Here is a 26,549-nt window from a genome sequence, read left to right as displayed (position 1 = left end):
ACAGCCCTTACTCCAATGTGACCTTGGCGGTCTTGATCACGTCGGCCCACATCTTGCGATCCTGGACAAGGAAGCCGGCAAAGTGCTCGGGCGTATCGCCCACCGGCTCGGAGCCGAACTCGGCCATCTTCTTTTTGACTTCCGGATTCGCCAGCGCCTTGACCAGGGCCTGGTTGTAGCGGGCCACGATCGCCTTCGGCAGGTCCTTCGGCCCGAAGATGCCTTGCCAGGTCGGCATGTTGAAGTCCTTCAGGCCGCTCTCGGCCAGCGTCGGCACCTCCGGCAGCAACGGCGAACGCTTGCTGCCCGTGACTGCCAGCGCCTTGACCTTGCCGCTTTTGGCGAGCGCCGCCGCGGTGGTGATGTTATCGACCGTCATGGCGATATGGCCGCCCATCAGGTCGGTGATCACCGGCGTTGCCCCCTTGTAGGGCGCATGGACCATGTCGATGCCGAGGCGGTGCAGCATGGTCTCGGCGATCAGGTGGTTCGAGGTGCCGACGCCCGCGGTGCCATAGGTGACTTGCGGCGTCTTTTTGACGTACGCGGTGAAGTCGGCCATGGTCTTGACCGGCAGGGCCGGGTTGACGATAACGACATTGGGCTGCGTCGCCAGCATGGCGATGGGGGTGAAATCATCCGCCTTGTATGGGGTGCCCTTGGGATTGAGCACGTGTGTCACCGCCATTGCACCCGCGGCGCCCATGCCGATGGTGTAGCCGTCGGCCGGTGCCTTGGCCAGCTTGTCCGCGGCGATATTGCCGCCCGCGCCGGGCACGTTTTCCACCACCACCGGCACGCCCAGGCTTTCCGACAGCGGCGCCTGCACCAGCCGCGCCAGCAGGTCGGCCGAGCCGCCGGGCGCAAAGCCCACCAGCAGGCGCACCGGCTTGACCGGCTTCCATTCCTGCGCCTGCGCGGCCGGGACCACCGCCGCGCCCAGGCCGAGCCACATCATGCCGCTTGCTAGCGGCTTTCTCCACTTTCCTACCTTTTCCATGCCTTCCAACTCCAGCAGTGTCATGGGCAATCTGTCAGCGGGCTTGCCCTTACCCAAAATGTGTTTCTGGCGTGGGCGGCCTCAAGCCGCCGCGCCAGCCAGTACCTGTCCCAGCAGCCGTGCCACCATGCGGTTCGACAGCAGCACCGGGGCGCCCGCATGGCGCGCCACCATGGCCCGCATGGCTTCGGTGTAGCCCATGCAGTGCATCACCACCAGGTCGCAGCCGCGCAGCGCCGCGCCCGCCTGCGCAAAGCGGCCGGTATCGCTCTCGGCGGTATCGGTATAGGGGGACGCATGCGTGACGCGCAGTTCGCAGGGCACCGGCCGGATCAGGTGAAAGCCGCTCATTTGCGCCGCCAGCGGCAGCACGATGCCGAGCCGCTTGCAGCCCTGCGCCAGCGCCACGGTCAGGTGGTCGACCACCTGCTGCGGTTCCAGCACCAGCGTCTGCATCGGTGGCAGCGCGGTGCCGGTGCACAGCGGCACCAGCGCGTCGAAGCGGCCGTCGTCCAGCGACGCCATCAGCCGGGCCAGCATGGCCTCGGCCACCGGCTTGCCCATCACCGCCTGCGTGCCATCGCGCAGCCGGCTGGCGAACCGGTATTCGCCGGCAGCGGGTGCCAGCGCGGCGATCTCTGCCGGACTCAGCGCATCCAGGATGCCGAATTCTTCGACATCGGCCGGCAGGCCCAGGTCGGCCATCATCTGCGGCACCACGTCGGTCCGCGGCGACTGTCCGATGGTGACGAAGGCCACGCGCGGCGGGCGCGGAGCAGCCGTTGTCATGCTTCGGCCCCGACGGTCTGCAGATGTGCGAGCGAGCCGTAGCGCCGCTGCAGCTCGGCCCATTCCTCGGCATCGTAGAAGGCGCACTGGCCCTGGCCGAACTGCTTGGCGACCTCGATGCAGAAGCGCGTCGCCACATCGATATCGAAGGCGTTGGTGACCCCGGTGGCGCATCCTGGCACGGTGGTTTGCGCGGTCAGCGCCACGCCTACGACCGGGGCCGCGGTGACGATGGCCGGCTGCATGATCGAATTGACATGCCACAGGCCGTTCTCATACGGCGTGATGTCCTGCGTGGTCAGCGGCAACACGGTCGGCAGTTCGCCGCTGACCCAGCCCATCAGGTCCAGCATCCGCTCCGGCAGGCGCAGCAGCCAGCCTTCCTTGGCCACCGGTGTCAGCGCCACGCCGCGGCGGTTGACGAAGCGGTTGCCGCGTGTGGTGTCGACCGACAGGATCGCCGCCATGCCGGGATGCACTTCATGCGCCATCATCTTGCGCATCGCAAAGGGCGATTTCATCATCGGCACCGGCTGGTGCGGCCGCGTCGCGGCGTGCGGGCAGATGTGGGTATGGATGCGCACCGGGCCGGCCAGCACATCGCCGGTGGCGGCCATGTCGGCCAGCTTCAGCGCGGTGGCCACGGCCACGATGGCGCCGTCGGCATCGGACACCAGGCCGGTCACGGCCGGGCGCGCACCCACGCCGCCCAGTCGGCCGACCACGCCCAGCGCGGGCGCGTCGGGATGGCGGCCGGGCAGGGTGCAGGCGAGGAAGTCGGTGTAAAGGCCGTTCTCTTCCACGCGTGTCACCGTGACGTCGCGGATGCCGCGTGCGCGCAGCAGCGCGGCAACGGTCTCGCCGTCGACGTTGGCTGCGGAAAGCAGCTCGATCGATTCAATCACCTGCTTGATGGACATCTTGCTTGAAGTTCCTTGATTGCTTGACGGATGGCGAGGGTCAGAGGGCGCCAGGGGCCGGCACGGACAAGGCGCCGGGCGCGATGTCCAGGATCTGCGGGCCCAGGAACCAGCGTGCGGAGTGCATGCCGCCCATCTCCATGCGATCGCCCGAGACGCGCACCCAGTTGCCTTCGGGCAAGCCCAGCACCGGCGTGTTCGGCGCCAGCACCGTGAACTCGGCGAGCCGCTGGTCGCGCGTTTCGCCGCGGAAGCCCGGCACCACCAGGTTGAAGTAGTGCGGGTTGATCTGGAACGGCACCAGCCCGAGCGCGTCGAGGCCGCCGGGATCGGCGACCGGCATGTCGTTGGTGGTGCGGATAGTGGGGCAGGCGACATTGGTGCCGGCGCTCCAGCCGATATAGCGCGCCGCGCCCGCGGCCACCTGGCGTGCAATCACCGGCAGCAGCCCGCGTTCGCGCAGGCATTGCAGCAGCCGGAAGGTGTTGCCGCCGCCGATGACGACCAGTTCAGCCGCTGCCACCGCGCGCAGGCAGTCGGTATCGGAGAGCCGGTGCGGCGAGTGCGCTGCGATGCCGGCCGGAGCCAGCGCGTCGCGCACCAGCGCTTCATAGGTGTCCCAGTCGCGCGTGACGCCGGCGAAAGGCAGGAAGCAGGCACGGGTGCGCCCGCCGGCCAGTTCGCGAATCGCGTCGTGGGCGTGGACGAGGTAGCCCGCGTCGCTGGAGGAGTTGCTGAGTAACAGGAGTTCCATGGGTTTGAGCAGCCGGGATGACTATTTGGCGGCGGTGTCGCCGGAAGGGAGCCAGAGCGGATCGCCCAGGCGCTGCCCGACCGGCGCCACCGCCTGCACCAGCGCTTCGCGCAGCGCGCGTGCCTGGGCCTGGCTGACCTGCATCGCGGTGAAGGACAGGCACAGTCCGCGCACGTCGCCCGAGAGCGGGTCCGCCAGCGTGGTGGCAACAGCGCCGATGCCAGGCATGCCTTCGTTGACGGCGATGGCGCTGCGCTCGGCGCGAGCCATGGCGACGCGCTCGCGCAGCTCGGCAACGGTGGCGGGACATCCGGCGGGCGCGTCGGGCAGCTTGCGGGCGCCGCTGGCGCCGTAGCGCGCGTTGAAGTCGGGGTCAGGCAGGCGCGACAGCAGCACGCGGCCCATCGCGGTGGTAAAGGCAGGGCGGCGGGCGCCGGGCGGCGACAGCACCTGCACCGGGTTGCTGCCGTTCAGGCGCTGCAGCACCACGGTGTCGGTGCCGTCGAGCATCGACAGGTAGGCCGTGAAGCCGGTGGAGTCCGACAACGCGGCAAGGATCTCGCGGCACTGGTCGTCAAAGGGGTGCGCCTGCGTGGCCGCCTGCGCCGCGCGGATCACCAGGGCGCCGGGGCGATAGCGTCGCGTGGTGGGCTGCAGCTCCAGCAGCCGGTAGCGCACCATCTGGGCGAGCAGGCGCGACGCCGAGCTCTTGGCCAGGCCCAGCTCATCCAGCACATCGTTGAACGTGATCTCGTGGCGGGCGTGCCCGAACAGGTCCAGCACGCTCTCCACGCCTTCAAGAATGCTCACTTCGCCTCTCCACCTACGTTCATTGCTTTGTTCCGTTTTTCGGAACCGAAGTTCCATAATTCGGTTTTGGCAAATCATAGGTCGATGGGCGCCGGAGCACAAGGGGAAATTTCCCTTGCCGGATACGGGCAAAAAAAATGGCCCCGAACCGGGGCCATTCCATGCATCGCTGAACCGGGCGCTCAATGCGCCGCCATTGCGTCCGCCGAGCCGCCACCGCCGCCCTTTGCCGGCCGCGTCAGCCAGACAAAGCCGATCAGCACGAAGAACAGCACGCCAGAGATCCAGAAGATATCGTTGGCGCCGAGCATGGCGGCCTGCTGGGTGATATTGCGCTCGATCACGCCGACCGCTTGCGCCTGGCTCATGCCCATCTGCATCAGGTGGTTGAGCTGGTCGTGGTAGACCGGGTTGTACGGGTTGACCTGCTCGACCAGTTGCGCGTGGTGCAGCGCCGAGCGGTTTTCCCAGACGGTGGTCGAGACCGACGCGCCGATGCCGCCGAAGGTGATCCGCACGAAATTCGACAGGCCCGATGCGGCAGGGATCTTCTCCGGCGGCTGCCCCGACAGGATGATCGAAGTCAGCGGGATGAAGAACATCGCCATGGCCGCGCCCTGGATCAGCGTGGGCACCATCAGCGTCCGGGTATCGACCTGCGTGGTAAAGCCCGAACGCATCAGGCTGACGATGCCGAAGGTGATGAAGGCGGCGGTTGCCACCCAGCGCGCATCCATCTTCGGCAGGTTGCGGCCGATCACCGGCGACAGCAGGATCGCAAAGATGCCGACCGGCGCCATCACGATGCCCGCGTCGGTCGCGGTATAGCCGACGATGGTCTGCAGCCACAGCGGCAGGATCACCAGGTTGCCGAAGAACAGCCCGTAGGCCACCGAGATCGCCACCACGCCGGAACTGAAGTTGCGGCCCTTGAACAGGCTGATATCGACAATAGGATGCTTCTCATAGGTTTCCCATGCCAGGAAGAACAGGAAGCCGACGATCGCGACCAGCGTCAGCACCACGATCTCGGTCGAGTGGAACCAGTCCAGTTCCTTGCCCTTGTCCAGCATCAGCTGCATCGAGCCCACCCAGATCACCAGCAACGCCAGGCCGATGCGGTCGATCGGCAGCATCTTGGTGGGCGTCTCGCGGTCCTTGTAGATGGCCCAGGTGGCGTAGGCGGTGACGATGCCCACCGGCACGTTGATGTAGAAGATCCACGGCCAGGTCATGTTGTCGGAGATCCAGCCGCCCAGCAGCGGGCCCATGATCGGTGCGACCAGCGTGGTCATGCCCCATAGCGCCAGCGCCATGGTGCTCTTCGCGGGCGGATAGCTCGACAGCAGCAGTGACTGCGACAGCGGGATCATGGGCCCGGCCACGGCCCCCTGCAGCACGCGCGCGGCCAGCAGCGTTTCCAGGTTGGGCGCGACGCCGCACAGCCACGATGCCAGCACGAACAGCAGGATCGAGGTGATGAACAGCCGCACCGCGCCGAAGCGCGTGGTCAGCCAGCCGGTCAGCGGCACCGAGATGGCGTTGGCCACCGCGAACGAGGTGATGACCCAGGTGCCCTGGTTGGGGGCCACGCCCAGGTCGCCGGAGATCGCCGGGATCGACACGTTGGCGATCGACGAGTCCAGCACGTTCATGAAGGTGGCCAGCGACAGCGCGATGGTGCCGAGCACCAGCTTGCCGCCGGTCAGCGGCTGCGGCTGCCGCGGCATCGCCCGCGGCGTTGCCGGGCCGGCGCCCGGCTGCGCGCCGGGCGCGGCCGGTGCGGCGGAAGGGGAGGTGGCCATGATCAGGTATTGGCGGGCTTGGCGTTGGCGGCGCTGGCCGAGGCCAGTCCGGCACCGCGGCCGCCGTTGTTGGCGGCAATGATGCGCGCGATCAGCTGGTCGGCATCCTTGGCCACCTTGTCATAGACGTCCGTCTGCATCGGCTTGGCCGGCGCGGCGGCCGCCATGGCGGCGCCTTCCTCGCGGCGCACGTCGACCTTGACCGTCATCGACAGGCCCACGCGCAGCGGATGGTCCTTCAGTTGCTGCGGGTCCAGCGCGATGCGCACCGGCAGGCGCTGCACCACCTTGATCCAGTTGCCGGTGGCGTTCTGCGCCGGCAGCAGCGAAAACGCCGAGCCGGTGCCGGCCGAGAAGCCGGCAACCTTGCCGTGGTATTCGACCCGGGAGCCGTAGACGTCGGCTTCCAGCGTCACGGGCTGGCCGATGCGCATATGCGTGATCTGCACTTCCTTGAAGTTGGCGTCGACCCAGACCTGGTCCAGCGGCACCACCGCCATCAGCGGCGCGCCGGCGGCCACGCGCTGGCCCACCTGCACCGAGCGCTTGGCGACGTAGCCGGTCACCGGCGCGGGCAGGGACGAGCGCGCGAACGACAGGTAGGCCGAGCGCAGGTTGGCGGCGGCGCGCTGCACGTTGGGGTGGTGCTCGACCGTGGTCTGGTCGGTCAGCACCTTGTTCGATGCCAGCTGTTCGCGCGCCGCCAGCAGCGCCGACTCGGCGCCCTTGAGCGCGGCTTGCGCGTGCGAGATTTCTTCATTGGACACCGCGCCCGAGCCGGCGATGGCCTGGCGCCGGCGCAGGTCGTCGCGCGCCTTGGCCACGTCGGCTTCGCGCAGCGCCACGTTGGCGGCGAGCGAGCCGTTGTTGACGTACAGCGTGCGCACTTCGCGCACGGCCTGGGCCAGCTGGGCCTCGGCCTGTTCGAGCGCCACCTGCGTGTCGGCGCGGTCGAGCTGGATCAGCGGCTGGCCGGCAGTGACCAGTTGCGTGTCGTCGGCTGCGATCGACACCACCGTGCCGGCCACCAGCGGCGTGACCTGGACCACATTGCCGGCGACGTAGGCATCGTCGGTGCTTTCGAAATGGCGGGCATAGAGGCCCCAGTACACGCCGTAGCCGATGCCGGCAACGACGATCGCCGCGGTCAGCGACAGCAGCATGCGCTTGCGCTTGCCGTTGGGAGGGGTGGCCGTGGCTTGCTGGGGGGTGTTGGTGCCGGCCGCTTGCTGGTTGTTGCTCATGATGTCTTCTGGATACTCTCGTCTGCGATCACCGGGTGCGCGGATCAGCCGCGGGCGCCCGCCTTGGTGTTGTCCGGTTGCTGCGCCTGGCCGTGGGCGACGCTCTCGTGGCCTTCGGCAGGCTCCTGGTAGCCGCCGCCGAGCGCCTTCATCAGGCCCATCTGCAGATCCAGCCGGCGCGCCTGCAGGTCGGTCGCCAGGCGGCGCTGCTGCAGCACGTTGCTTTCGGCGTTGAGCACGGTCAGCTGCGTGCCCAGGCCGGCCTTGTAGCGCGTGGTGGCTAGCGCGTAGGCATGCTCGGCCAGGTCCAGCGCCTCGCGCTGGGTCTGGATCTGCTTGTCGACGCTGCGGATGCTGGTCATGGTGTCGGCGGTCTCGCGCAGGGCATCGACCAGCGCCTGGTTGTAGTTGGCCACGGCAATGTCGTAGCCGGCGTACTTGCCCTTCAGGTTGGCGCGCAGCCTGCCGCCTTCGAAGATCGGCAGACGCAGGGTCGGGCCGATGCCGAAAGTGCGGCTGATGCCCATCAGCAGCCTGGACGGGTCCAGCGCGGCGAGGCCGGCGAACGCGCTCAGGCTGACGTCGGGCAGGAACTCCTTCCTGGCGACGTTGATGTCCTTCGACGCAGCCTCGACACGCCAGCGCGCCGCGACCAGGTCCGGGCGGCGGCCCAGCAGGCCGATGGTCAGGTTGTCGGGCAGCGTCGGCGTGGCCTGCGCCAGCAGCACCGGGCGCTCGATCTGCAGGCCGCGGTCCGGGCCCTTGCCCAGCAGCGCCGCCAGCTGGTTGCGGGCCAGCGCGATTTCCTCGTCCACGCGCTGCAGGTCGGTCTGCGACGCCGCCACGGTGCCGCGCGCCTGCGTGGTTTCCACCTGGGTGTCCAGGCCGGCCGCCAGGCGCTGGCGCGACAGCTCGGTCAGGTCGCGGCGCTGGGCAATGGCGCGCTCGGCCACGTCGCGCTGGGCATAGAGCGCCGCCAGGCGCGCGTAGTTGCGCGCGATCGACGTCGCCAGGATCAGGCGCGAGGCCTGGCTTTCGGCTTCGGCGGCACGATCGTCGGACAGCGCGGCCTCGAGCGCGTCGCGGTTCTTGCCCCAGAAGTCGAAGTCATAGGACAGGCCCACCTGCAGGCGCGACTGGTTCTGCCACGAGCCCGCCAGCGGCGTGCCTTCGAACAGGTCGGTTTCGGACAAGCGCTGCCGGATCAGGCTGCCTTCGAACTCCACATGCGGATAGAGCGCGCTGCGCGTGGCCTCGGCCATGGCGCGCGACGCTTCCACGCGGGCGAAGGCCGCCTGCAGGCTGGGATTGTCCTTGACCGCTTCGTCGACCAGCGCGCTTAGCTGCGGGTCCTTGAACTGGTCGACCCAGTCCTGCGAGGGCCACTGGCCGTGTTCGCCGGGCAGGGTTTGCGAAGTTGCCATCGCGGCCGGATCGGCCATGGTCTGGGTGCTGTGCGAATCGCCAAGCGCCGCACAGCCGGCCAGCGCCGCGGCCGCGATCGCGGTCAGCGCCAGCGTGCCGGCACGGCGCGCCAGCTTGCGGGAGCTGGCAGGCTGGGTAAATCGGAAGGAAAGAACTGGTTTCATGGTGTTGCTCCGTGGCGGAGCCATACGTTTCTACAGGCTGCTGACGGGGTCCGGCCGGGCTGGCCGAAGCGGACGATCTGGCGTGCCGGAAGTCCGGCGCGCAGCCTGCTATCCGCTGTTGTCGATGACCCGCCGCAGCATGCTGCGCAGCAACTGGATCTCGTCCTCGGAAAAACCTCGAAAGTGGTGCGCCAGCACCTTGCAGAAGATTGCCGGTAGTTGCTGCACCAGTTCCTGACCCTGCGGCGTCACCGACAGGTCGACCACGCGGCGGTCGGCGTCGCGGCGGCGGCGCTCGATCAGGCCGCGTTTTTCCATGCGGCTGAGCAGCCGCGTGACCGAGCCCATGTCGGTGTTCAGTTCGCGGCCCAGGTCGGTGACGGTCGAGGCACGGCCGGTGGCCAGCATCATCAGGCAGCTGGCCTGGGCCTGGGTGATGTCGAGGCTGCCGACCTCCTGCTCGACGCCGTGGGCCAGCATGTTCTTGGCCCGCTGCATCAGGTAGCCGACGCTGTCGCACATCTGGTACTTGGCGGGATCGAACGCAGTAGCCGGGGCGGCGGGCAGAGCGGAAGAGGGGTCTTGTGACATCTTTGCCTTTGCAATCTTTGCTGAGGCAAATATATGTTCACGTTTAACGATCCGCAAGAAAGGAAATTCGTCATTGCGAAATCCGCAAATATTTCCCTATGTCAGGGGCGGTTCCGGTCAACGCTTCTTGCGCCGCAACATGCTAGAATGTTGGGTTACCTCAGATTCTCCGGCCCTCCTTGCGAGGGCCCCGTTCTTAGCGAGACGCAGCAATGACCCGCGCCATCCGAAATATCGCCATCATCGCCCACGTCGATCATGGCAAGACCACCCTGGTCGACCAGCTCCTGCGCCAGGCAGGCACCTTCCGCGACAACCAGCAAGTCGCCGAGCGGGTGATGGACTCGAACGACCTGGAAAAGGAACGCGGGATCACGATTCTCGCGAAGAACTGTGCCGTCGAGTACAACGGCACCCATATCAATATCGTCGACACCCCGGGCCACGCCGACTTCGGCGGGGAAGTGGAGCGCGTGCTGTCGATGGTCGACGGCGTGCTGCTGCTGGTCGACGCGGTCGAGGGTCCGATGCCGCAGACCCGCTTCGTCACGCGCAAGGCGCTGGCGCTGGGCCTGAAGCCGATCGTGGTGATCAACAAGATCGACCGCCCGGGCGCGCGCCCGGACTGGGTCATCAACCAGACCTTCGACCTGTTCGACAAGCTGGGCGCGACCGACGAGCAGCTCGACTTCCCGGTGATCTACGCTTCGGGCCTGAACGGCTACGCCGGCCTGACCGAAGACGTGCGCGATGGCGACATGAAGCCGCTGTTCGAGACCGTGCTGGACAAGGTGCCGGTGCGTGACGACGACCGCGACGGCCCGCTGCAGCTGCAGATCATCTCGCTGGACTACTCCAGCTACGTCGGCAAGATCGGCGTGGGCCGCATCTCGCGTGGCCGCGCCCGCCCGCTGCAGGACGTGGTGGTCAAGTTCGGCCCGGAAGGCAACCCGATCAAGGGCCGCATCAACCAGGTGCTGAAGTTCCAGGGCCTGGAGCGCGAAATCGTGCAGGAAGCCGAAGCCGGCGACATCGTGCTGATCAACGGCATCGAAGAACTGGGCATCGGCTGCACCGTGTGCGCGCCGGAAGCCCAGGACGCGCTGCCGATGCTGAAGGTGGACGAGCCGACGCTGACCATGAACTTCTGCGTCAACACCTCGCCGCTGGCTGGCCGTGAAGGCAAGTTCGTCACCAGCCGCCAGCTGCGCGAGCGCCTGGACCGCGAGCTGAAGTCGAACGTGGCGCTGCGCGTGGCCGATACCGGCGACGACACCATCTTCGAAGTGTCGGGCCGCGGCGAACTGCACCTGACCATCCTGCTGGAAAACATGCGTCGCGAAGGCTACGAGCTGGCCGTGTCGCGTCCGCGCGTGGTGTTCAAGGAAATCGACGGCGTCAAGTGCGAGCCGTATGAGCTGCTGACCGTGGACGTCGAAGACAGCCACCAGGGCGGCATCATGGAAGAGCTGGGCCGCCGCAAGGGCGAGCTGCTCGACATGGCGTCGGACGGCAAGGGCCGCACCCGCCTGGAATACCGCATCCCGGCCCGCGGCCTGATCGGCTTCCAGGGCGAATTCCTGACGCTGACGCGCGGCACCGGCCTGATCAGCCATATCTTCGACGACTACGCGCCAGTGCGCGAAGGCGGCCTGGGCGAGCGCCACAATGGCGTGCTGATCTCGCAGGACGACGGCGATGCGGTGGCCTACGCGCTGTGGAAGCTGCAGGACCGCGGCCGCATGTTCGTCAAGCCGGGCGATGCGCTGTATGAAGGCATGATCATCGGCATCCACAGCCGCGACAACGACCTGGTCGTGAACCCGATCAAGGGCAAGCAGCTGACCAACGTGCGCGCCTCGGGTACCGACGAAGCGGTGCGCCTGGTGCCGCCGATCCAGATGTCGCTGGAATACGCGGTGGAATTCATCGCCGACGACGAGCTGGTCGAGCTCACCCCCAAGAGCATCCGCCTGCGCAAGCGCCACCTGAAGGAGCACGAGCGCAAGCGTGCCGCACGCGAAGGCGCATAAGCGCCGAGCCGCTGCAGCTGCCCACGAAAAACCGCGCCTGCCCGGCGCGGTTTTTTATTGCATGCCCGGCAGCGTCGCCGGCGCGGCGGCGCGCGGGCTGCGCCATTCCGGCGGCTTCCACAGGTAGCGCGGGTCGCGGTCGCGCCAGGCATCGGCAAACATGTCGCGCCATTCGTGGAAGGTCAGCGTCAGCGGATCATGGCTGCGCACCTGGCGTGTAATGCCGTAGACCGGTGCCTCGCGTTCGGCGACGAAGGTGCCGAACAGGCGGTCCCAGACCGTCAGCACACCGGCATAGTTGCGGTCGATGTATTGCGGGTTCTTGGCATGGTGGACGCGGTGGACCGAAGGCGTGTTCAGCAGCCGCTCGGCCAGCGGCCAGCGCTTGCCGAGCCGCGTATGGACGAAGAACTGGAAGGCCAGGTTCAGACCCACCGCAAGAATCACCCAGTCCGGCGTGAAGCCGATATATGCCAGCGGAATCCAGAACAGCCACATGCCGGACAGCGGGTACGTCAGGCTTTGCCGGAACGCGGTCGAGAAATTCATGCCCTCCGACGAATGATGCGTCACGTGCGAGGCCCACAGCCAGCGCACGCGATGGCTGGCGCGATGGAACCAGTAGTAGAGGAAGTCCTGCAGCAACAGCAGCAGCGCGAACGACCACGCCGTCTGTGGCATCGCCTGCAGGCCGTGCTGGTAGCACCACGCATAGACCGTTCGGATCATCAGCCACAGAAAGAACGCGTCCGAGGCCTGGTGCATCAGCGCCAGCGCGGCGTTGGAGAGCGTGTCGCGCAGGCTGTAGACGGCCGGGTCGCGGCGCGCCCAGTACCACGCTTCGGCGCCGATGGTCAGCACGAAGACCGGCGCGAAGGCCAGCAGCACGAGTCCGGGGTCGAGCGATGCGGTGTTCATCCCGGCAGTGTGCCCGTTCGCCGGGAAATTGCCACGAGGGCTTCCTCCAAACGGCGCCGGGCGCGCAGCATGCGCCACTTGATGGAATGATGTACTGCGGCGCAATTCTGTCGCGCGTGGAAAGGCCACCGATTCGGGTAAAGGATGCGGCGCCGGCGCCGTAGTTGGACAGGGCAGCGGCGCGGCGCGCCGCCTTCATTCCAGTTTCCTTATTCCCCGGAGCCTCATCCATGTTCAGGAACACGACTATCGGCGCCAGATTGTGGTTTCTTACTATCGTCACCAATTTGTTGTTGCTGATTGTCGGCGCAGTCGGCTGGCTTGGCATGTCGCGCAGCAACGAGGCGACGCACCAGATCTATGAGCAGCAGCTGTCGGCCGCGGTCAACCTGGCCGAAGCACGTTCAAACCAGTTGCTGGTGCGCGTGCTGCTGGACCAGGCCACCTTCGCCGCCGACCCCGCGGACGCCAAGGCTCGCGCCGCGACCGCGGAAGGCTTTGCGCGCGATTCGGAGAAGGCCTGGAAGGCCTATCTCGCGCTGCCGCGTTCGGCTGATGAAGCCAGGGTGGTCGAAGACGTCACCGCCAAGCGCGATGCATTGTTCAGGCAGGGCGTGGCGCCCATGATCGCCGCACTGCATGCCGGCGATCGCGACGCCGTGATGAAGGCGGTGCTGGAAACCATTCCGCAGCTCGATATCGCCTTCACCGCCGTCAACACCGAGCTCAACAAGCTGCAGGTGGCCAGCGCGAAGCAGGTCTATGAGGCCTCGCAGCAGCGCTACCGCAATCTGTTCACGTTGTCCGTGTGCGTGCTGGCAGCGGGGCTGCTGTTCAGCACGGTGGTGGCATGGCGCCTGCGCCGTTCCATCGTGCAGCCGCTGGATACGGCGATCGGGCGCTTCGAAAAGATTGCCGGCGGTGACCTGCGCATTGCCGCGTCCGGCAGCGAAGTGCTGGCCGACGAAGCCGCGCGCAGCGAAACCGCGCGCATGCTCGGCATGCTCGGGCGGATGCAGGCCAGCCTGGTCGCCATGGTAGGCGATGTGCGCGGCGGTGCCGACTCGATCGCCGCGGCCAGCAAGCAGATTGCCAGCGGCAACGCCGACCTGTCGCAACGCACCGAGCAGCAGGCGGCGTCGCTGGAGGAGACCGCGTCCAGCATGGAGGAACTGACCAGCACCGTGCGCCAGAATGCCGACAGTGCCCGCGAAGCGCGCGCGCTCGCCAGCGACGCTGCCACCCTGGCCGGGCGCGGCAGCGATGCCGTGCTGCGCGTGGTCAATACCATGCAGTCGATCGACGCCAGCTCGGGCAAGATCGTCGACATCATCGACGTCATCGAGAAGATCGCGTTCCAGACCAATATCCTGGCGCTGAATGCCGCGGTGGAAGCCGCGCGCGCCGGCGAGCATGGCCGCGGCTTTGCCGTGGTGGCGGGCGACGTGCGCGATCTGGCGCAGCGCTGCGCCAGCGCGTCCAAGGAAATCCGCGCACTGATCGGCGCCTCGGTGGCCAATGTGCGCGAAGGCTCGGGGCTGGTCGACGAGGCGGGGCGCGCGATGCAGGACATCGTCGATGCGGTGCAACGCGTCAGCGCCATCATCGGCGATATCAGCTCGGCATCGGACGAGCAGTCCAATGGCATCGAGCAGGTCAACGTAGCCGTGTCGCAGATGGACAGCATGACGCAGCAGAACGCGGCGCTGGTGGAGCAGGCCGCGGCAGCGGCGGCATCGCTGGAAGAGCAGGCGCAGCGGCTGACCTCCCTGGTCGCGACGTTCCGGCTGGCCTGACAAAGCAGGGCGCATGCGTCGGCATGCGCCGCAAGCGGCTCACTGCGTGCGCTGCCCAAGGCGACTGGCGTAAAATTGCCAGTTGCATTGGAGGAGTACGACATGACTGAATTCGTCACGACCGAGGTCCGCGGTGGCATCGGGTACCTGACGCTGAATCGCCCGCAGGCGCTCAACGCCCTGTCGCTCGAGATGATCCGCGCCATCACGCAGGCGCTGCAGGACTGGGCCGCCGCGCCCGAGGTGGCCGCCGTGGTGGTCGCCGGTGCCGGCGGCAAGGCGTTCTGCGCAGGCGGCGATATCCGCTATTTCCACCAGGCCGCGCACGCGGGCGATCCGCTGCTCGACCAGTTTTTCGTTGAGGAATACGCGCTCAATTTCCTGATCCACCGCTACGCCAAGCCCTATATCGCATTGATGGACGGCGTGGTGATGGGCGGCGGCATGGGCATCTCGCAGGGCGCGCGCCTGCGGCTGGTCACCGATCGCACCAGGATGGCCATGCCCGAAACCAATATCGGCCTGTTCCCGGATGTGGGCGGCGGCTGGTTCCTGGCGCGTACCCCCGGACGCATCGGCGAATACCTGGGCCTGACCGGTACCGTGATCCACGCCGCCGACGCCCTGTACGCCGGCCTGGCCGACGCTTACCTGCCAGGCAACCGCCTGGCCGAACTGGTCGATTCGCTGCGCGTGCAGCAGTTTGCCAGCGGCGATGCGGTGCTGGCGCATATCGAGACCTTCACCGCGCCGCACCGCGCGGACTGCGTGCCGGCCCAGAGTACGCTGGTGGCGCTGTCGGCGCAGATCGACCAGCTGTTCGCCGGCAACACCGCGCAGGACATCCTTGCCGCCGTCAGCGACGCGCCCGGCGACTGGGCCGCGCAGACCGCCGCCATGCTGCGCAGCCGTTCGCCGCTGATGCTGTGCGTGACGCTGGAGCAGATTCGCCGCGCGCGCGGCATGTCCCTGGAAGACGAGCTGCGCATGGAGCTGGACATGATGTACTACGTGTTCCGCAAGGGCGACGGCGTCGAAGGCATCCGTGCGCTGGCCGTGGACAAGGACCACAAGCCGCGCTGGCAATACGCGCGGCTCGACGAGGTCAGCCGCGACAAGGCGCTGTCGTTCTTCGACAGCCCGTGGCGCCCGCAGGAACACCCGCTGGCGTCACTGGGCAAGCTCGCCTGATCCCGTTGCACGGAACGCGCCGGCGCCAACTCGGGTAGAGTGACGGGCAGGGTCCGGTGACCTCGCACGGCCATGCCGCGCGCGGGCGCCGCCTGTGCCATTCCGTCCACACCGTCAAAGGAGCCGCAATGAGTGATCCTCGTGATGTCGTTGTACTGGTGGGAAGCCTGCGCAAGGAGTCATACAACCGCAAGCTGGCCAAGGCGCTGATCGCGCTGGCGCCGGCGCAGCTCAGGCTCGAAATCGTCGAGATCGGCAACCTGGAGTTGTACAACCAGGATCTCGACGACAAGCCGACCCAGGCCTGGACCGCGTTCCGCGACCGCATCCGCCGCGCCGATGCCGTGCTGTTCGTCACCCCGGAATACAACCGTTCGGTGCCGGCGCCGCTGAAGAACGCCATCGACGTGGGTTCGCGCCCGTATGGCAGCAGTGTCTGGGACGGCAAGCCTGGCGCCATCATCAGCGCATCGCCGGGCGCCATCGGCGGCTTTGGTGCCAACCATCACCTGCGCCAGTCGCTGGTGTTCCTGAATATCCCTATCCTGCAGCAGCCCGAGGCGTATATCAGCGGTGTCGACAAGCTGTTGGACGAGCAGGGCGGGATTGCCAACGAGTCGACCAGGGGCTTCCTTGGTAAATTCCTGACCACGTTTGCGGCCTGGATCGAGCGCACCGCGCCACGTTGAGCGGTACGCAGCAGACCTTGACGCGGTAGCCTATACTCACGTCTTCGCGCGGGGCCGCCACGCGTCACGCGCGTGGCCCCCGGGGTGTCGTGATCTGCATATGTCGCGGCGCCGCCTGCCTGGCCTGGCGACGCTGCCGCGTCCGGACCGCCTCCAATCGCTGTATTTCCATGAACGTAAACCCCCGCCGCATTTCGGTTGCGCCGATGATGGACTGGACCGACCGTCATTGCCGCATGTTCCATCGCCAGCTCAGCCGCCACACCTGGCTGTATACCGAGATGGTGACCACTGGCGCGCTGCTGCATGGCGACGTGCCGCGTCACCTCGACTTCGATGCGGCAGAGCACCCGGTCGCGCTGCAGCTGGGCGGCAGCGAGCCTGCCGATCTGGCCATGGCGGCGAAGCTGGGGCAGCAGTGGGGCTATGCGGAAATCAACCTGAACTGCGGCTGCCCGTCCGAGCGTGTGCAGCGCGGCGCCTTCGGGGCCTGCCTGATGGCGGAGCCCGAACTGGTGGCGGACTGCGTGAAGGCGATGCGCGATGCGGTGGAGATTCCCGTTACGGTCAAGCATCGCATCGGCATCGACAAGATCGAGCACTACGATTTCGTTCGCGATTTTGTCGGCAAGGTGGCGCAGGCGGGTTGCGGCACGTTTATCGTCCACGCGCGCAATGCCATCCTGAAGGGCCTGAGCCCGAAGGAGAACCGCGAGATTCCGCCGCTGCGCTACGAGGTGGCGTATCAGCTCAAGCGCGAATTTCCGGAGCTTGAAATTCTGATCAACGGCGGCATCCTCAGCCATGACGAAATCGCGCGCCACCTTGAGCACGTCGATGGCGTCATGATCGGACGCGAGGCCTATCACCAGCCGTACATCCTGGCGGAAATGGACGCGCGCTTCTATGGCGATGCCAGTGCGCCGGTGCCGTCGCGCCTCGCGGTCGAACTGGCCATGCAGCGTTATATCGGCGACTTCGTTGAGCAAGGCGGGTATATGGGAGCGGCGACGCGGCACATGCTCGGCTTGCATCGCGGTATCGCCGGCGGACGTGGCTGGCGCCGCGTGCTGTCCGATGCAAAGCGCATGCATGCGGCGCGCACGCGTGCCGACGTGGATGCGCTGTTCGAAGAGGCGCGCATGCATCTGCGCCCGCACACTCAAGAGCCCCTGGCCGCGTAAGCGCACGGCTTCATGCTGTGCCGAGGCTGCGCTCTAACTTCGAATCGTGAATATATGCATGGCGGCGCGCGGGTTCCGCGCGCCGCACATGAGATGCCGGATCGCCCGGAAACCGGCGCCCGGAAAGGGATTCCCCTAATTCGCTGAGGCAGGGCACTTTCTTACACTGTGCCTGCCCTCGAATACAGGGCTTTCTTCAACTGATTATTGGCCCGCTCCGGCGGGCTTTTTTTTCGGCGCACGCTGCTGCGGCATCGCGCTCTTCGTTTACCCGAATGGTGCGTTCCCCGCATGGCAGTTACAGTGCAACGGCCTTCAGGGCATTTGAGATCGCTAAATTTAAGAGTCCGCGCTGCGGACTCTTTTTTTGCGTGCTCGCCCGGCACCACCGGAATGCACGGGTTTGACCAGCTTTTCGTTCAAGCGTTCCATGGATCACGGCGAAATGGATCCCGCTGGACCCGCATCGCGACGGTTATCGCGTATGGCTGATGCCGATGTCCAGCGTGCCGTAAGTCGTGATGCTCGATTCCCTGCCGTCGGCACCGCCCCCCACCGCGCATCCGCCGAGCAAGGCCGCCAGTGCCGCCACGGCAAGAATCCTCGTCCTCCATCTACACTTGTCCTGCATGGCTTGCTCCCTGCGTTCGATCACGTCGATTGGTCTTGCGCACAGCCAGTAGGTTCCGTTGCCGGTTCTGCGGCGTGGAAGCACCGGTTGTCAGGCGGGGAGCAAAAAGAGGCAGGCGGCCCATGGGGCGGGCCGCCTGACGGGAAGGTCGAGGGGGGGCAATGTCCCTCGGACTCGAGTATCGCTTCGCGCACGTGCAGGATGAACCCTGCAGAGGTAGGGGCTGCGCACAGCATATTTGGCCGGGGCGCGGCAGGAAGCCATCCGGGACCCGTGATACGATTTCCGGCTCGCCCCAGGCAAGTTCAGGCACGGTATGCGGATCGTGCTGGCAGGGGAGGCAGCATGGATAAAGACAACGTGGAAAACGAAGCGCCGTTCGGCGTGGTGTATGAAGACTTCAGGGTGATCTGGGTAGCCGAGCAGCTCCAGGACGGCAAATGGACGGCGCGCTACTGCTGGCACCCCGGCACCTCGGAAGCCGCTGGCAAGGCTTTGCAAGAGGCGGTGCTCAATGGCAAGTCGCGCCGGCTGCTGGGCCAGTTCGATACCGAGGCGGAAACCATCGCCGCGATCAAGCAGGCAGTGCTGCTGGAGGCCAAGTGGAGCCCGCCCCGGTCCTGAGCGATGGCCCAAAATTTTTTGTGCGGGATACTAGCCATCTCGAAAATCTGTTTGTATAATCTTGGTTTTCGTCGATCAGCGCTTCGCTGATGACCTCTACGGTGGCTGTAGCTCAGTTGGTAGAGTCCAGGATTGTGATTCCTGTCGTCGTGGGTTCGAGTCCCATCAGCCACCCCAAGAATTTCAACGGTTTGCAGGTTAGGCGTCCCCAACTTGTGGCCAGTTTTGGAAGAGGATCTTCCCCCGAAAGCCCACCCTAGCGGTGGGCTTTTTGCTGTCAGTGTGTCTGCGAAACGGTGGTTGTACGCCGGCATAGTCTGTAGATCGCTTTCCTACTTCCTTTCCCTTGCCCAAGTTGGTGCCGACGGGATCGCCCAGCTGGACTATGCGCGACTCCATGCGCGTCACCGTGTCCTTGACCTCAAGAGGGTCTCCCGGTGTCTCCATGGCGGTGACCAGCGAAACGGTCAGGGTTATGGGCGAAGCAGTCAATCACTTAACCCGCGATGCTGTGGAATTCTCTGCTGGTTGAGCGGTATGGCAATGACCAAGGCGAATGCGTTTTCCCTGCTCGAGTATGGGGTGTTCGACGTATTTGTAGAAGAATTGAGCGAGGCCGAGTACCGCTGCTAGCGTCAGTAAGTATTGGGCGATTTGCGCATAATTCTGGCCAACAGTTGTCGCATAGATTGATCCTGAGTAAACCAGAATAAACGGATGCGTCAGGTAAATGCTATAGGATATCTCGCCGAGGCAAGAAAGGGGGCGCGGTATCGAAAGTAGCCTGTATCGTTCCGCTACGATGAAGCCAGCCACGAGGGCGGCGCATGGCAGACCCCTGAAAATAATACTCATGCGGGGCTCGTACAGGAAGAACGCGGCTGTGAAAAGAGCTATCGATGCCAACAAGGCGAGCCATGCGCAGGAACGGCTCAGGGTCTCCGGAAGGATGCCATAGAGCCTTGCCAGGATCATGCCGAACACGAATTCAAGGATGATGGGATTGGTGGCCAGCAGGATATACGTACTCGAGATTCCTTGGTAGAGATGCTCGGGATTGATCGAAACGCCTCCGGAAAATGCGAATGGCAGAATAATCAGTGTCAGGGTGAAGTAGGCGATCTGAAGGGATAGCCTTCGGCCCAGGCACAAGAGAATGGAAAAAGAAAGATAGAAATAGATTTCGTAGTTGAGGGACCAGCCAATCAGCAGGGTGGGGTATCCGTAAAAGGGTGCGTGATTGGGTTCAATCGGAATGAAGAAGAGCGAACGGAGGAGCGGTTCTAATTCGATGCTGCGAAGGTCCCTGAGCATCGCGAAATAGAGCGTGGCGACCCAATAAGGCGGCGCTACCCTGACTAATCGCCTGAGCAGGAATTGTATGGGTGCATCGTGAGGTCCGGGCTTGTATAAGGCGGTCCACGCGATCACAAAGCCGCTGATCACAAAGAACAGGTCGACGCCAATATATCCCTTGCGCAACAGGTCAGACGCGCTGAATGGCAATGCTGTGGCAAGTGGGTCGAAGTGGTCCTGCATGTGGTACGCGACAACCCACATGGCCGCAATCCCCCGGAGCATCTGTAGCGACTGGAATTTCATTATGCGAGGCTCTCAGTTGGCCTGGTACGGCAAACTGTGTCTCAGATCCTGCCGGGCACGCTATCCATCGAAGGAATGAGATGGGGGCTGGTGCGGCAGAAGCGCCGTGGGTTCGAGTAGATCGAGATGGCGCCTGACGCGCGCGCGGGTTAAAATCCGCACCCGGCTCCCGCAAGGCCTGCACGAATGCTGTGAGGTTTCAGCGCAGTGCGGAACAATGCGAAGCCGAAAGCGTTGATTTCATGGGGGGCAATGGCGATAGACGCCGGGATGGCAAGTTCCCGTCGTCGTGGACTCGAGTCCTATCCAGCCAACCCAAGCATTCTCCAGAACGGTGCCTCCCAAGGGCGCCGTTTTGCATTCCCCGGGGGTGGTATGTTTGTTCGAGCGGCACTGATTGGCACAGCGATGGCAACTATGGTGGCAGGTTGTGCCACTGGCACTTCCGAGAAGGACATCCGCGCCCGTCCGCCGATGCGCCTGTTTACGCCGGTCAAGATGGCCGATGTTGTGAAATGCCTGCGCAACAATCTCGGCGATGACGCTACGCTGGTCCAGCTGCCGGCGAAAAACCAAACCGAAATCCGCATTGGGCAGGCCGCGGCAGGCGGCGAATATCAGTATGCCTACTTGATCTCTCTGACGGCGCAGCCCGACGGTACGGCGCTGGAATTGCGCAAGACCAATACCTGGTTTCCCCAACTGACCCCGTCGGAACTGGAGGCCGAAGCCAAGGCGTGCGCGCGTAGCTGACCAGCAGCGAACTGGCGGCCGCGGGATGGTGCCTGGCGAATATCAGGCGGCCAGCTTCTCGGTGGTTTCGAGTTCCAGCATGCGGCAGATCGCCGCCATGCTGCCGACCATGGTGCGGCGCTGCGTGCCCTGATAGACGCGTACGCCCTTGCTCTGGCGGAACGGCACGGGCTTGACCGGACGGCGGGCGGCGACGTGGTGGATTTGCGGCATGGTGGCACCTCTTTTTAGGCAAAGCGGGGTCAACACCCGGCAAGCCGGGCGGCGTCTGCAAAGCAATGGAAGCGGGTGGGCCCGCGCGGGTGAATGCCCGCGATGGTGCCCGGCTAGAAGCCGGAAGAGCGGATCAGCCCGACGGCGATGCCTTCCAGCGAAAACTCTTCACCGGGTTCGACGATGATGTTGGTGAAGTCCGGGTTCTCGGCAATCAGTTCGATATGGCCACCGCGCCGCTGCAGGCGCTTGACCGTGACGTCGTCGCCCAGTCTTGCCACCACGATCTTGCCGTTCGCGGCCTCGCTGGCGCGGCGCACGGCGAGCAGGTCGCCATCGAGAATGCCGGCGTCGCGCATGCTCAGGCCGCGCACGCGCAGCAGGTAGTCCGGACGTTCATCGAAGACCGAGGCATCGACCTGGTACTGGCGGTCGATATGTTCGGCTGCGAGGATGGGGCTACCGGCCGCCACGCGGCCAACCAGAGGCAGCGTCAATTGCAGGACGCCGGCCATCGGTAACGAGAACTGGTCAGGCAGTTCCGAATCGCTGCGCGACACCTTCAGGCGGATGCCGCGCGACGCGCCGGGCGTCAGTTCGATCACGCCCTTGCGGGCCAGCGCCCGCAGATGTTCTTCCGCGGCATTGGGCGAGGAGAAGCCGAACTCCGCTGCGATTTCGGCACGGGTAGGGGGGAAGCCGGTACGGCGGATCGTGTTGCGGATCAGATCGAAAATCTGCTGCTGCCGGGGTGTCAGGGTCGCCATGGGATCGCCGTTCCGTGCAGGGCCGCTGGCATGGATGACGGAGACGCTGGTCCGTGATCCAGTATCCGGCGGGCCGGGCACTGTATGTTTAAACAGTATGCTGTGATTTTATACAGTATCGGCGCGAGCGCAAGCAGAATTTTGAGCTGTGTCGCATGGACGTCGGCCATGGCGGCCGATCCCGGCCGAGGCAAGGCATGCGCGCCCCGCTACAATCGCGGTTCCTCTTCCCAGAATGAACCCTTGCGCGCTCCCATGACCCCATTGCCTCGCATCGTCGTATTGGCTACCGGCGGCACGATCGCCGGCGCCGCTGGCAGCGCCGCCAGCAGCGCCCGCTACCAGGCGGCGACCGTGCCGGTGTCCTCGTTGCTTGCCGCGGTACCCCCCTTGCAGTCGGTGGCACGCATCGAGGCCGAGCAAGTGGCACAGGTGGACAGCAAGGACATGACCTTCGCGCTCTGGCAGGCGCTGGCGGCGCGGGTGCAGCACTGGTCGGCGCAGCCCGATGTCGCGGGCATCGTGATCACGCACGGCACGGATACGCTGGAAGAAACAGCGATGGCGCTGCATCTGACCCAACCGTGCCCGGTGCCTGTGGTGCTGACCGCGGCGATGCGTCCGTCGACGTCGCTGTCCGCGGACGGGCCGCTGAACCTGCTGGATGCGGTGCGCGTCGCCGGACATCCGGACGCGCGCGGCAAGGGCGTGCTGGTGGTGTTGAACCAGCAGATCCACGCGGCCCGCGACGTAGCCAAGGCGCATACGTCGGCGGTCGATGCCTTTGTCTCGCCGTGCGGGCCGCTGGGGTTCGTGCAGGATGACTACGTGCGCTTTGCCCGGGCGCCCCGGGCGGCAGCGCCCATCGGGCCGATGCCGGCGGCCTGGCCGATGGTGGAGATCGTGGCCAGCTACGCCCAGCCGGGCCGGATCGCGGTCGATGCGCTGGTCCAGGCTGGCGTCGCCGGGCTGGTCGTGGCCGCTGCCGGCAATGGCTCGGTCCACGAGGTGCTTGCCACGGCGCTTGCCGACGCCGCGGCGGCCGGGGTGGCCGTGGTGCGCAGCTCGCGTACCGGGGCCGGCCACGTGGCGATTCCGCCGCAACCCAGTCCCGCCGACGGTGTCTTCATATCGGCGACGGACCTCAATCCCTACAAGGCGCGCGTGCTGCTGGCGCTGGCCCTGGCGGCGGACCCCGGGCTGGCGCGCCAACCACAGAGGCTGCAGGTCCTGTTCGCCATCGCCTGATTTGCCCGTGAAATCAGCGGCTTGCACTGTGGCCGAAGGGCGGGCTATAATTTAAGGCTATTCAACCTTGCCACACCGGACTCGTGACGCCCGGGTGGCTAATCCCAAAAGGAGCGTCAATGCGTCATTACGAAATCGTCTTCATCGTCCACCCGGACCAGAGCGAACAAGTGCCGGCCATGATCGAGCGCTACAAGCAGCTCGTGACCTCGCAGAACGGCAACGTTCACCGCGTGGAAGACTGGGGCCGTCGCCAGATGGCTTACATGATCCAGAAGCTGGCCAAGGCTCACTACGTTTGCCTGAACATCGAATGCGGCAAGGAAACGCTGGCTGAACTGGAACACGCGTTCAAGTTCAACGACGCCGTCCTGCGCCACCTGATCGTGCAGACCAAGAAGGCCGAGACCGCACCTTCGCCGATGATGAAGGAAGTGCAGCGCGAAGAAGCCCGCAAGGCCGCGCAAACGACCACCGAAGGCCAGGCCGCCTGAGTGCGGACTGCGGTGCGCGCCGTGGCTGACAGCGTCGGCCAGGGCACGGGTGGAAACCGCAAGGATTGCAACCAGCAAGAGGCCCCGCGTTGAACCAGCTCCGGCTTGCCGCCACCCTGGCGGAACGCGATGCCCTGCGCTATACCCCGGCCGGGGTCCCCGTCGTGAACTGCATCCTGCAGTACAGCGGCGAGGCCGTCGAGGCGCAGACGCCGCGGCAGGTCGAATTTGCAATCGCTGCGATGGGAATCGGCCAGGTTGGCCAGCGTCTGGAGCGGCTACCGCTCGGCACGCTGCTCGACTGCGAAGGATTCCTGGCCCGCAAGCACCGCAATAGCAAGGCTCTCGTCTTTCACATCACTGGATGTAAAGCATTCGAAAAGGATTGAATCATGGCATTCGTCAAACGTGACAACAAGAACAAGAAGCGCTTCCAGCAACAGAACCCGCTGTTCAAGCGCAAGCGCTTCTGCCGCTTCACCGTGGCTGGCGTCGAACAGATCGACTACAAGGATCTGGACACCCTGAAGGACTTCATCGGCGACAACGGCAAGATCACGCCGGCCCGCCTGACCGGTACCAAGGCCCACTATCAGCGTCAGCTGGATACGGCGATCAAGCGTGCGCGTTTCCTCGCGCTGCTGCCGTACACCGACCTGCACAAGAACTGATAGGCCCTAGGTCCGTAACGGAGAAAACACGATGCAAGTCATTCTGCTGGAAAAAGTCATCAACCTGGGCAACCTGGGTGACATCGTCAAGGTGAAGGACGGTTACGCGCGTAACTTCCTGATCCCGTCGAAGAAGGCGCGCCGCGCCACGCAAACCGCGATCGCCGAATTCGAAGTGAAGCGCGCCGAGCTGGAAAAGGCCGCCGCCGAGAAGCTGGCCGCCGCGCAAGCCGAAGGCGAGAAGCTGAACGGCCTGAACGTCCAGATCACCCAGAAGTCGGGTGTGGACGGCCGCCTGTTCGGTTCGGTGACCAACGCCGACATCGCCGAAGCCCTGGCTGGCCAAGGCTACAAGCTGGAAAAGTCGCAGGTTCGCCTGCCGAACGGTCCGCTGAAGATGGTTGGCGACCACCCGGTCAGCGTTGCGCTGCACACCGACGTGGTGGTCGACGTGACCGTGTCGGTGGTGGGCGAGAGCGTCTAAGGACGCGCCGCCAGCAGGCCGGCGCCTCGCGCCGGCCGAAGCCCGCAGGCATTGTAAAAGGCAGGAGCCCTGGCTCCTGCCTTTTTTGTTGCCCGGCTGCCCGGTTGCGGGGCTGCGCTGGACGGCGCCGTCGCCAAATGTCCGGCGAAGTGTGTCCGCTCGCCGTTATAATCCCTCCCCATGAACGCGCCCGTCGCCGACCCCCAACTCGATAACCTCAAGGTCCCGCCGCACTCCATCGAAGCCGAGCAATCGGTGCTCGGTGGCCTGCTGCTGGACAATGCCGCCTGGGACCGCATCGCGGACTTTCTCTCCGAGGCAGATTTCTACCGTTTCGACCACCGGATGATCTTCCAGAGCATCGCCCGGTTGATCTCGGCCACCAAGCCGGCCGACGTGATCACGGTCTACGAGATGCTGCAGGTGGCGGGCAAGGCCGAAGAGGTTGGCGGACTGGCGTACCTGAATTCGCTGGCGCAGAACACCCCCAGCGCGGCCAACATCCGCCGCTACGCGGAAATCGTGCGCGAGCGCTCGGTGCTGCGCAAGCTGGTCACGGTGGCGGACGATATCGCCTCGGCGGCATTCGCCCCCAAGGGGCGCGAGGTGCGCGAGCTGCTCGACGAGGCCGAATCCAAGGTCTTTGCGATTGCCGAAGAGGGCTCGCGCGGGCAGAAGGGCTTCCAGGAAATCCAGCCGCTGCTGACCCAGGTGGTGGAGCGCATCGACGAGCTGTATCACCGCGATACCACCACCGATGTCACCGGCGTGCCGACCGGTTTTATCGACCTGGACAAGATGACCAGCGGCATGCAGCCGGGCGACCTGATTATCGTCGCCGGACGGCCGTCGATGGGCAAGACGGCGTTCTCGCTGAACATCGGCGAGCACGTGGCGGTGGAGCAGGGCCTGCCGGTCGCGGTGTTCTCGATGGAAATGGCAGGCACGCAGCTGGCCATGCGTATGCTGGGCTCGGTCGGCCGCCTCGACCAGCACCGCTTGCGTACCGGGCGCCTGCTCGACGAAGACTGGCCGCGGCTGACGCATGCGATCCAGCGCATGAACGATACCCAGCTGTATATCGACGAGACGCCGGCGCTGAACCCGATGGAGCTGCGCGCCCGTTCGCGGCGCCTGGCGCGCCAGTGCGGGCAGCTGGGCCTGATCATCATCGACTACCTGCAGCTGATGTCAGGCTCGGGCGGCGGCGAGAACCGCGCCACGGAAATTTCAGAAATTTCCCGTTCCCTCAAGGGCCTGGCGAAGGAACTGAATTGCCCGGTAATCGCGTTGTCGCAGCTGAACCGAAGCCTGGAACAGCGTCCCAACAAGCGCCCGGTGATGTCCGACCTGCGCGAATCCGGCGCTATCGAACAGGATGCGGACGTGATCCTGTTCATCTACCGCGACGAAGTCTATAACGCCGACTCGCAGGACAAGGGCACTGCCGAAATCATCATCGGCAAGCAGCGTAACGGCCCGATCGGCACGGTGCGCCTGACCTTCCTCGGCCAGTTTACGAAGTTCGACAACTTCAGCGGCGGCCCGGCCTTCTTCGACAACGACAACTGACGAAGTCAAGCGGGTCAGCCTTCGTCGGTGGCTGCCCGTCTCGTTTGTGCCAAATTGGCGGGCAATGTCCCGGCAACCCTGTAAAATATTGCGCTTTGATGACAGCCGCTATCCGCGGCCGTCATGCTTCGCGTCCGCTTAATCCCGCAACACCATCGCAGCGACACCACGCTGCCA

The 26,549-nt window shown here is 65.5% G+C and carries 26 protein-coding genes and 1 tRNA gene; 14 read left to right on the top strand and 13 right to left on the bottom strand.

The window, feature by feature from the left end; translation table 11 throughout:
- Positions 1-7: 7 nt before the first annotated feature.
- From RALTA_RS08900 to RALTA_RS08860, 9 genes are all read right to left on the bottom strand, one after another.
- Positions 8-1,000, bottom strand: coding sequence for a Bug family tripartite tricarboxylate transporter substrate binding protein (locus RALTA_RS08900; RefSeq protein ID WP_012353105.1), 993 nt, complete (start codon positions 998-1,000; stop codon positions 8-10).
- Between the two features lie 81 nt (positions 1,001-1,081).
- Positions 1,082-1,789: an AroM family protein gene (locus RALTA_RS08895; protein ID WP_012353104.1), complete on the bottom strand. Its 708-nt coding sequence runs from the start codon at positions 1,787-1,789 to the stop codon at positions 1,082-1,084.
- Positions 1,786-2,709, bottom strand: a complete 924-nt coding sequence (locus tag RALTA_RS08890; RefSeq protein ID WP_012353103.1) for a DUF1177 domain-containing protein — start codon at positions 2,707-2,709, stop codon at positions 1,786-1,788. The genes RALTA_RS08895 and RALTA_RS08890 overlap by 4 nt, the downstream gene beginning before the upstream one ends.
- 40 nt (positions 2,710-2,749) lie before the next feature.
- A complete protein-coding gene (gene pepE / locus RALTA_RS08885; protein WP_012353102.1) occupies positions 2,750-3,463 on the bottom strand; it encodes a dipeptidase PepE in 714 nt (237 codons plus the stop codon).
- 21 nt (positions 3,464-3,484) lie between these two features.
- Positions 3,485-4,273, bottom strand: a complete 789-nt coding sequence (locus RALTA_RS08880) for an IclR family transcriptional regulator (protein WP_012353101.1) — start codon at positions 4,271-4,273, stop codon at positions 3,485-3,487.
- Positions 4,274-4,455: 182 nt separating this feature from the next.
- Entirely contained in the window at positions 4,456-6,078 is a 1,623-nt protein-coding gene (locus RALTA_RS08875; RefSeq protein ID WP_012353100.1) for a DHA2 family efflux MFS transporter permease subunit, read from the bottom strand.
- A gap of 2 nt (positions 6,079-6,080) precedes the next feature.
- Positions 6,081-7,322 (bottom strand): HlyD family secretion protein, encoded by a 1,242-nt coding sequence (locus RALTA_RS08870; RefSeq protein WP_012353099.1) that lies wholly within the window; start codon positions 7,320-7,322, stop codon positions 6,081-6,083.
- A 44-nt stretch (positions 7,323-7,366) separates the two neighbouring features.
- Entirely contained in the window at positions 7,367-8,911 is a 1,545-nt protein-coding gene (locus RALTA_RS08865; RefSeq protein ID WP_041232151.1) for an AdeC/AdeK/OprM family multidrug efflux complex outer membrane factor, read from the bottom strand.
- A 108-nt stretch (positions 8,912-9,019) separates the two neighbouring features.
- Positions 9,020-9,502 (bottom strand): MarR family winged helix-turn-helix transcriptional regulator, encoded by a 483-nt coding sequence (locus tag RALTA_RS08860; RefSeq protein ID WP_012353097.1) that lies wholly within the window; start codon positions 9,500-9,502, stop codon positions 9,020-9,022.
- Between the two features lie 212 nt (positions 9,503-9,714).
- Here RALTA_RS08860 and typA point away from each other — a divergent pair, with 212 nt between their 5' ends.
- Positions 9,715-11,535: a translational GTPase TypA gene (typA, locus tag RALTA_RS08855; protein ID WP_012353096.1), complete on the top strand. Its 1,821-nt coding sequence runs from the start codon at positions 9,715-9,717 to the stop codon at positions 11,533-11,535.
- Positions 11,536-11,589: 54 nt separating this feature from the next.
- Here the strand turns inward: typA and RALTA_RS08850 are convergent, their stop codons facing one another.
- Positions 11,590-12,453 (bottom strand): sterol desaturase family protein, encoded by an 864-nt coding sequence (locus RALTA_RS08850; RefSeq protein ID WP_012353095.1) that lies wholly within the window; start codon positions 12,451-12,453, stop codon positions 11,590-11,592.
- A 230-nt stretch (positions 12,454-12,683) separates the two neighbouring features.
- Here RALTA_RS08850 and RALTA_RS08845 point away from each other — a divergent pair, with 230 nt between their 5' ends.
- The 6 genes from RALTA_RS08845 to RALTA_RS08815 all read left to right on the top strand — a co-directional run bounded on the left by RALTA_RS08845 (position 12,684) and on the right by RALTA_RS08815 (position 18,745).
- A complete protein-coding gene (locus RALTA_RS08845; RefSeq protein ID WP_012353094.1) occupies positions 12,684-14,249 on the top strand; it encodes a methyl-accepting chemotaxis protein in 1,566 nt (521 codons plus the stop codon).
- Between the two features lie 102 nt (positions 14,250-14,351).
- A complete protein-coding gene (locus tag RALTA_RS08840) occupies positions 14,352-15,440 on the top strand; it encodes an enoyl-CoA hydratase/isomerase family protein (RefSeq protein ID WP_012353093.1) in 1,089 nt (362 codons plus the stop codon).
- 128 nt (positions 15,441-15,568) lie between these two features.
- On the top strand, positions 15,569-16,129 hold the full coding sequence (locus RALTA_RS08835) for an NADPH-dependent FMN reductase (RefSeq protein ID WP_012353092.1): 561 nt from the start codon (positions 15,569-15,571) through the stop codon (positions 16,127-16,129).
- A gap of 170 nt (positions 16,130-16,299) precedes the next feature.
- Positions 16,300-17,313, top strand: coding sequence for a tRNA dihydrouridine(20/20a) synthase DusA (gene dusA / locus RALTA_RS08830; protein WP_012353091.1), 1,014 nt, complete (start codon positions 16,300-16,302; stop codon positions 17,311-17,313).
- 976 nt (positions 17,314-18,289) lie between these two features.
- A complete protein-coding gene (locus RALTA_RS08820; protein WP_012353089.1) occupies positions 18,290-18,568 on the top strand; it encodes a hypothetical protein in 279 nt (92 codons plus the stop codon).
- Between the two features lie 101 nt (positions 18,569-18,669).
- Positions 18,670-18,745, top strand: a tRNA-His gene (locus RALTA_RS08815).
- A gap of 315 nt (positions 18,746-19,060) precedes the next feature.
- Here the strand turns inward: RALTA_RS08815 and RALTA_RS08810 are convergent.
- Positions 19,061-20,170, bottom strand: coding sequence for an acyltransferase family protein (locus RALTA_RS08810; RefSeq protein WP_012353087.1), 1,110 nt, complete (start codon positions 20,168-20,170; stop codon positions 19,061-19,063).
- Between the two features lie 408 nt (positions 20,171-20,578).
- Here RALTA_RS08810 and RALTA_RS08805 point away from each other — a divergent pair, with 408 nt between their 5' ends.
- A complete protein-coding gene (locus RALTA_RS08805; RefSeq protein WP_232347990.1) occupies positions 20,579-20,923 on the top strand; it encodes a hypothetical protein in 345 nt (114 codons plus the stop codon).
- Between the two features lie 42 nt (positions 20,924-20,965).
- Here RALTA_RS08805 and RALTA_RS30625 read toward each other — a convergent pair whose 3' ends face one another.
- The gene (locus RALTA_RS30625) at positions 20,966-21,136 is read right to left on the bottom strand and encodes a hypothetical protein (RefSeq protein WP_012353085.1); all 171 of its coding nucleotides are present in this window, start codon (positions 21,134-21,136) and stop codon (positions 20,966-20,968) included.
- A gap of 113 nt (positions 21,137-21,249) precedes the next feature.
- Positions 21,250-21,903: a transcriptional repressor LexA gene (lexA, locus tag RALTA_RS08800; protein WP_012353084.1), complete on the bottom strand. Its 654-nt coding sequence runs from the start codon at positions 21,901-21,903 to the stop codon at positions 21,250-21,252.
- 255 nt (positions 21,904-22,158) lie between these two features.
- Here lexA and RALTA_RS08795 point away from each other — a divergent pair, with 255 nt between their 5' ends.
- The 6 genes from RALTA_RS08795 (at position 22,159) to RALTA_RS08770 (ending at position 26,372) form a co-directional block, all read left to right on the top strand.
- The gene (locus RALTA_RS08795; protein ID WP_041232149.1) at positions 22,159-23,151 is read left to right on the top strand and encodes an asparaginase; all 993 of its coding nucleotides are present in this window, start codon (positions 22,159-22,161) and stop codon (positions 23,149-23,151) included.
- Between the two features lie 119 nt (positions 23,152-23,270).
- Positions 23,271-23,645, top strand: a complete 375-nt coding sequence (rpsF, locus tag RALTA_RS08790; protein ID WP_010809513.1) for a 30S ribosomal protein S6 — start codon at positions 23,271-23,273, stop codon at positions 23,643-23,645.
- Positions 23,646-23,734: 89 nt separating this feature from the next.
- Positions 23,735-24,034: a primosomal replication protein N gene (gene priB / locus RALTA_RS08785; protein WP_012353082.1), complete on the top strand. Its 300-nt coding sequence runs from the start codon at positions 23,735-23,737 to the stop codon at positions 24,032-24,034.
- Positions 24,035-24,037: 3 nt separating this feature from the next.
- A complete protein-coding gene (gene rpsR / locus RALTA_RS08780; RefSeq protein WP_006575387.1) occupies positions 24,038-24,316 on the top strand; it encodes a 30S ribosomal protein S18 in 279 nt (92 codons plus the stop codon).
- 31 nt (positions 24,317-24,347) lie between these two features.
- Positions 24,348-24,800 carry a 50S ribosomal protein L9 gene (gene rplI, locus RALTA_RS08775; protein WP_012353081.1) on the top strand — a complete coding sequence of 151 codons (453 nt, stop codon included), beginning with the start codon at positions 24,348-24,350 and terminating at the stop codon, positions 24,798-24,800.
- A gap of 180 nt (positions 24,801-24,980) precedes the next feature.
- A complete protein-coding gene (locus RALTA_RS08770; protein WP_012353080.1) occupies positions 24,981-26,372 on the top strand; it encodes a replicative DNA helicase in 1,392 nt (463 codons plus the stop codon).
- Positions 26,373-26,549: the final 177 nt, after the last annotated feature.

This window comes from Cupriavidus taiwanensis LMG 19424 (assembly GCF_000069785.1).
In the GTDB taxonomy this organism is placed as follows: Bacteria; Pseudomonadota; Gammaproteobacteria; order Burkholderiales; family Burkholderiaceae; genus Cupriavidus; species Cupriavidus taiwanensis.
The sequence above is the reverse complement of the archived record's forward strand: the minus strand, read 5'-3'. Positions and strand labels throughout refer to the sequence as shown.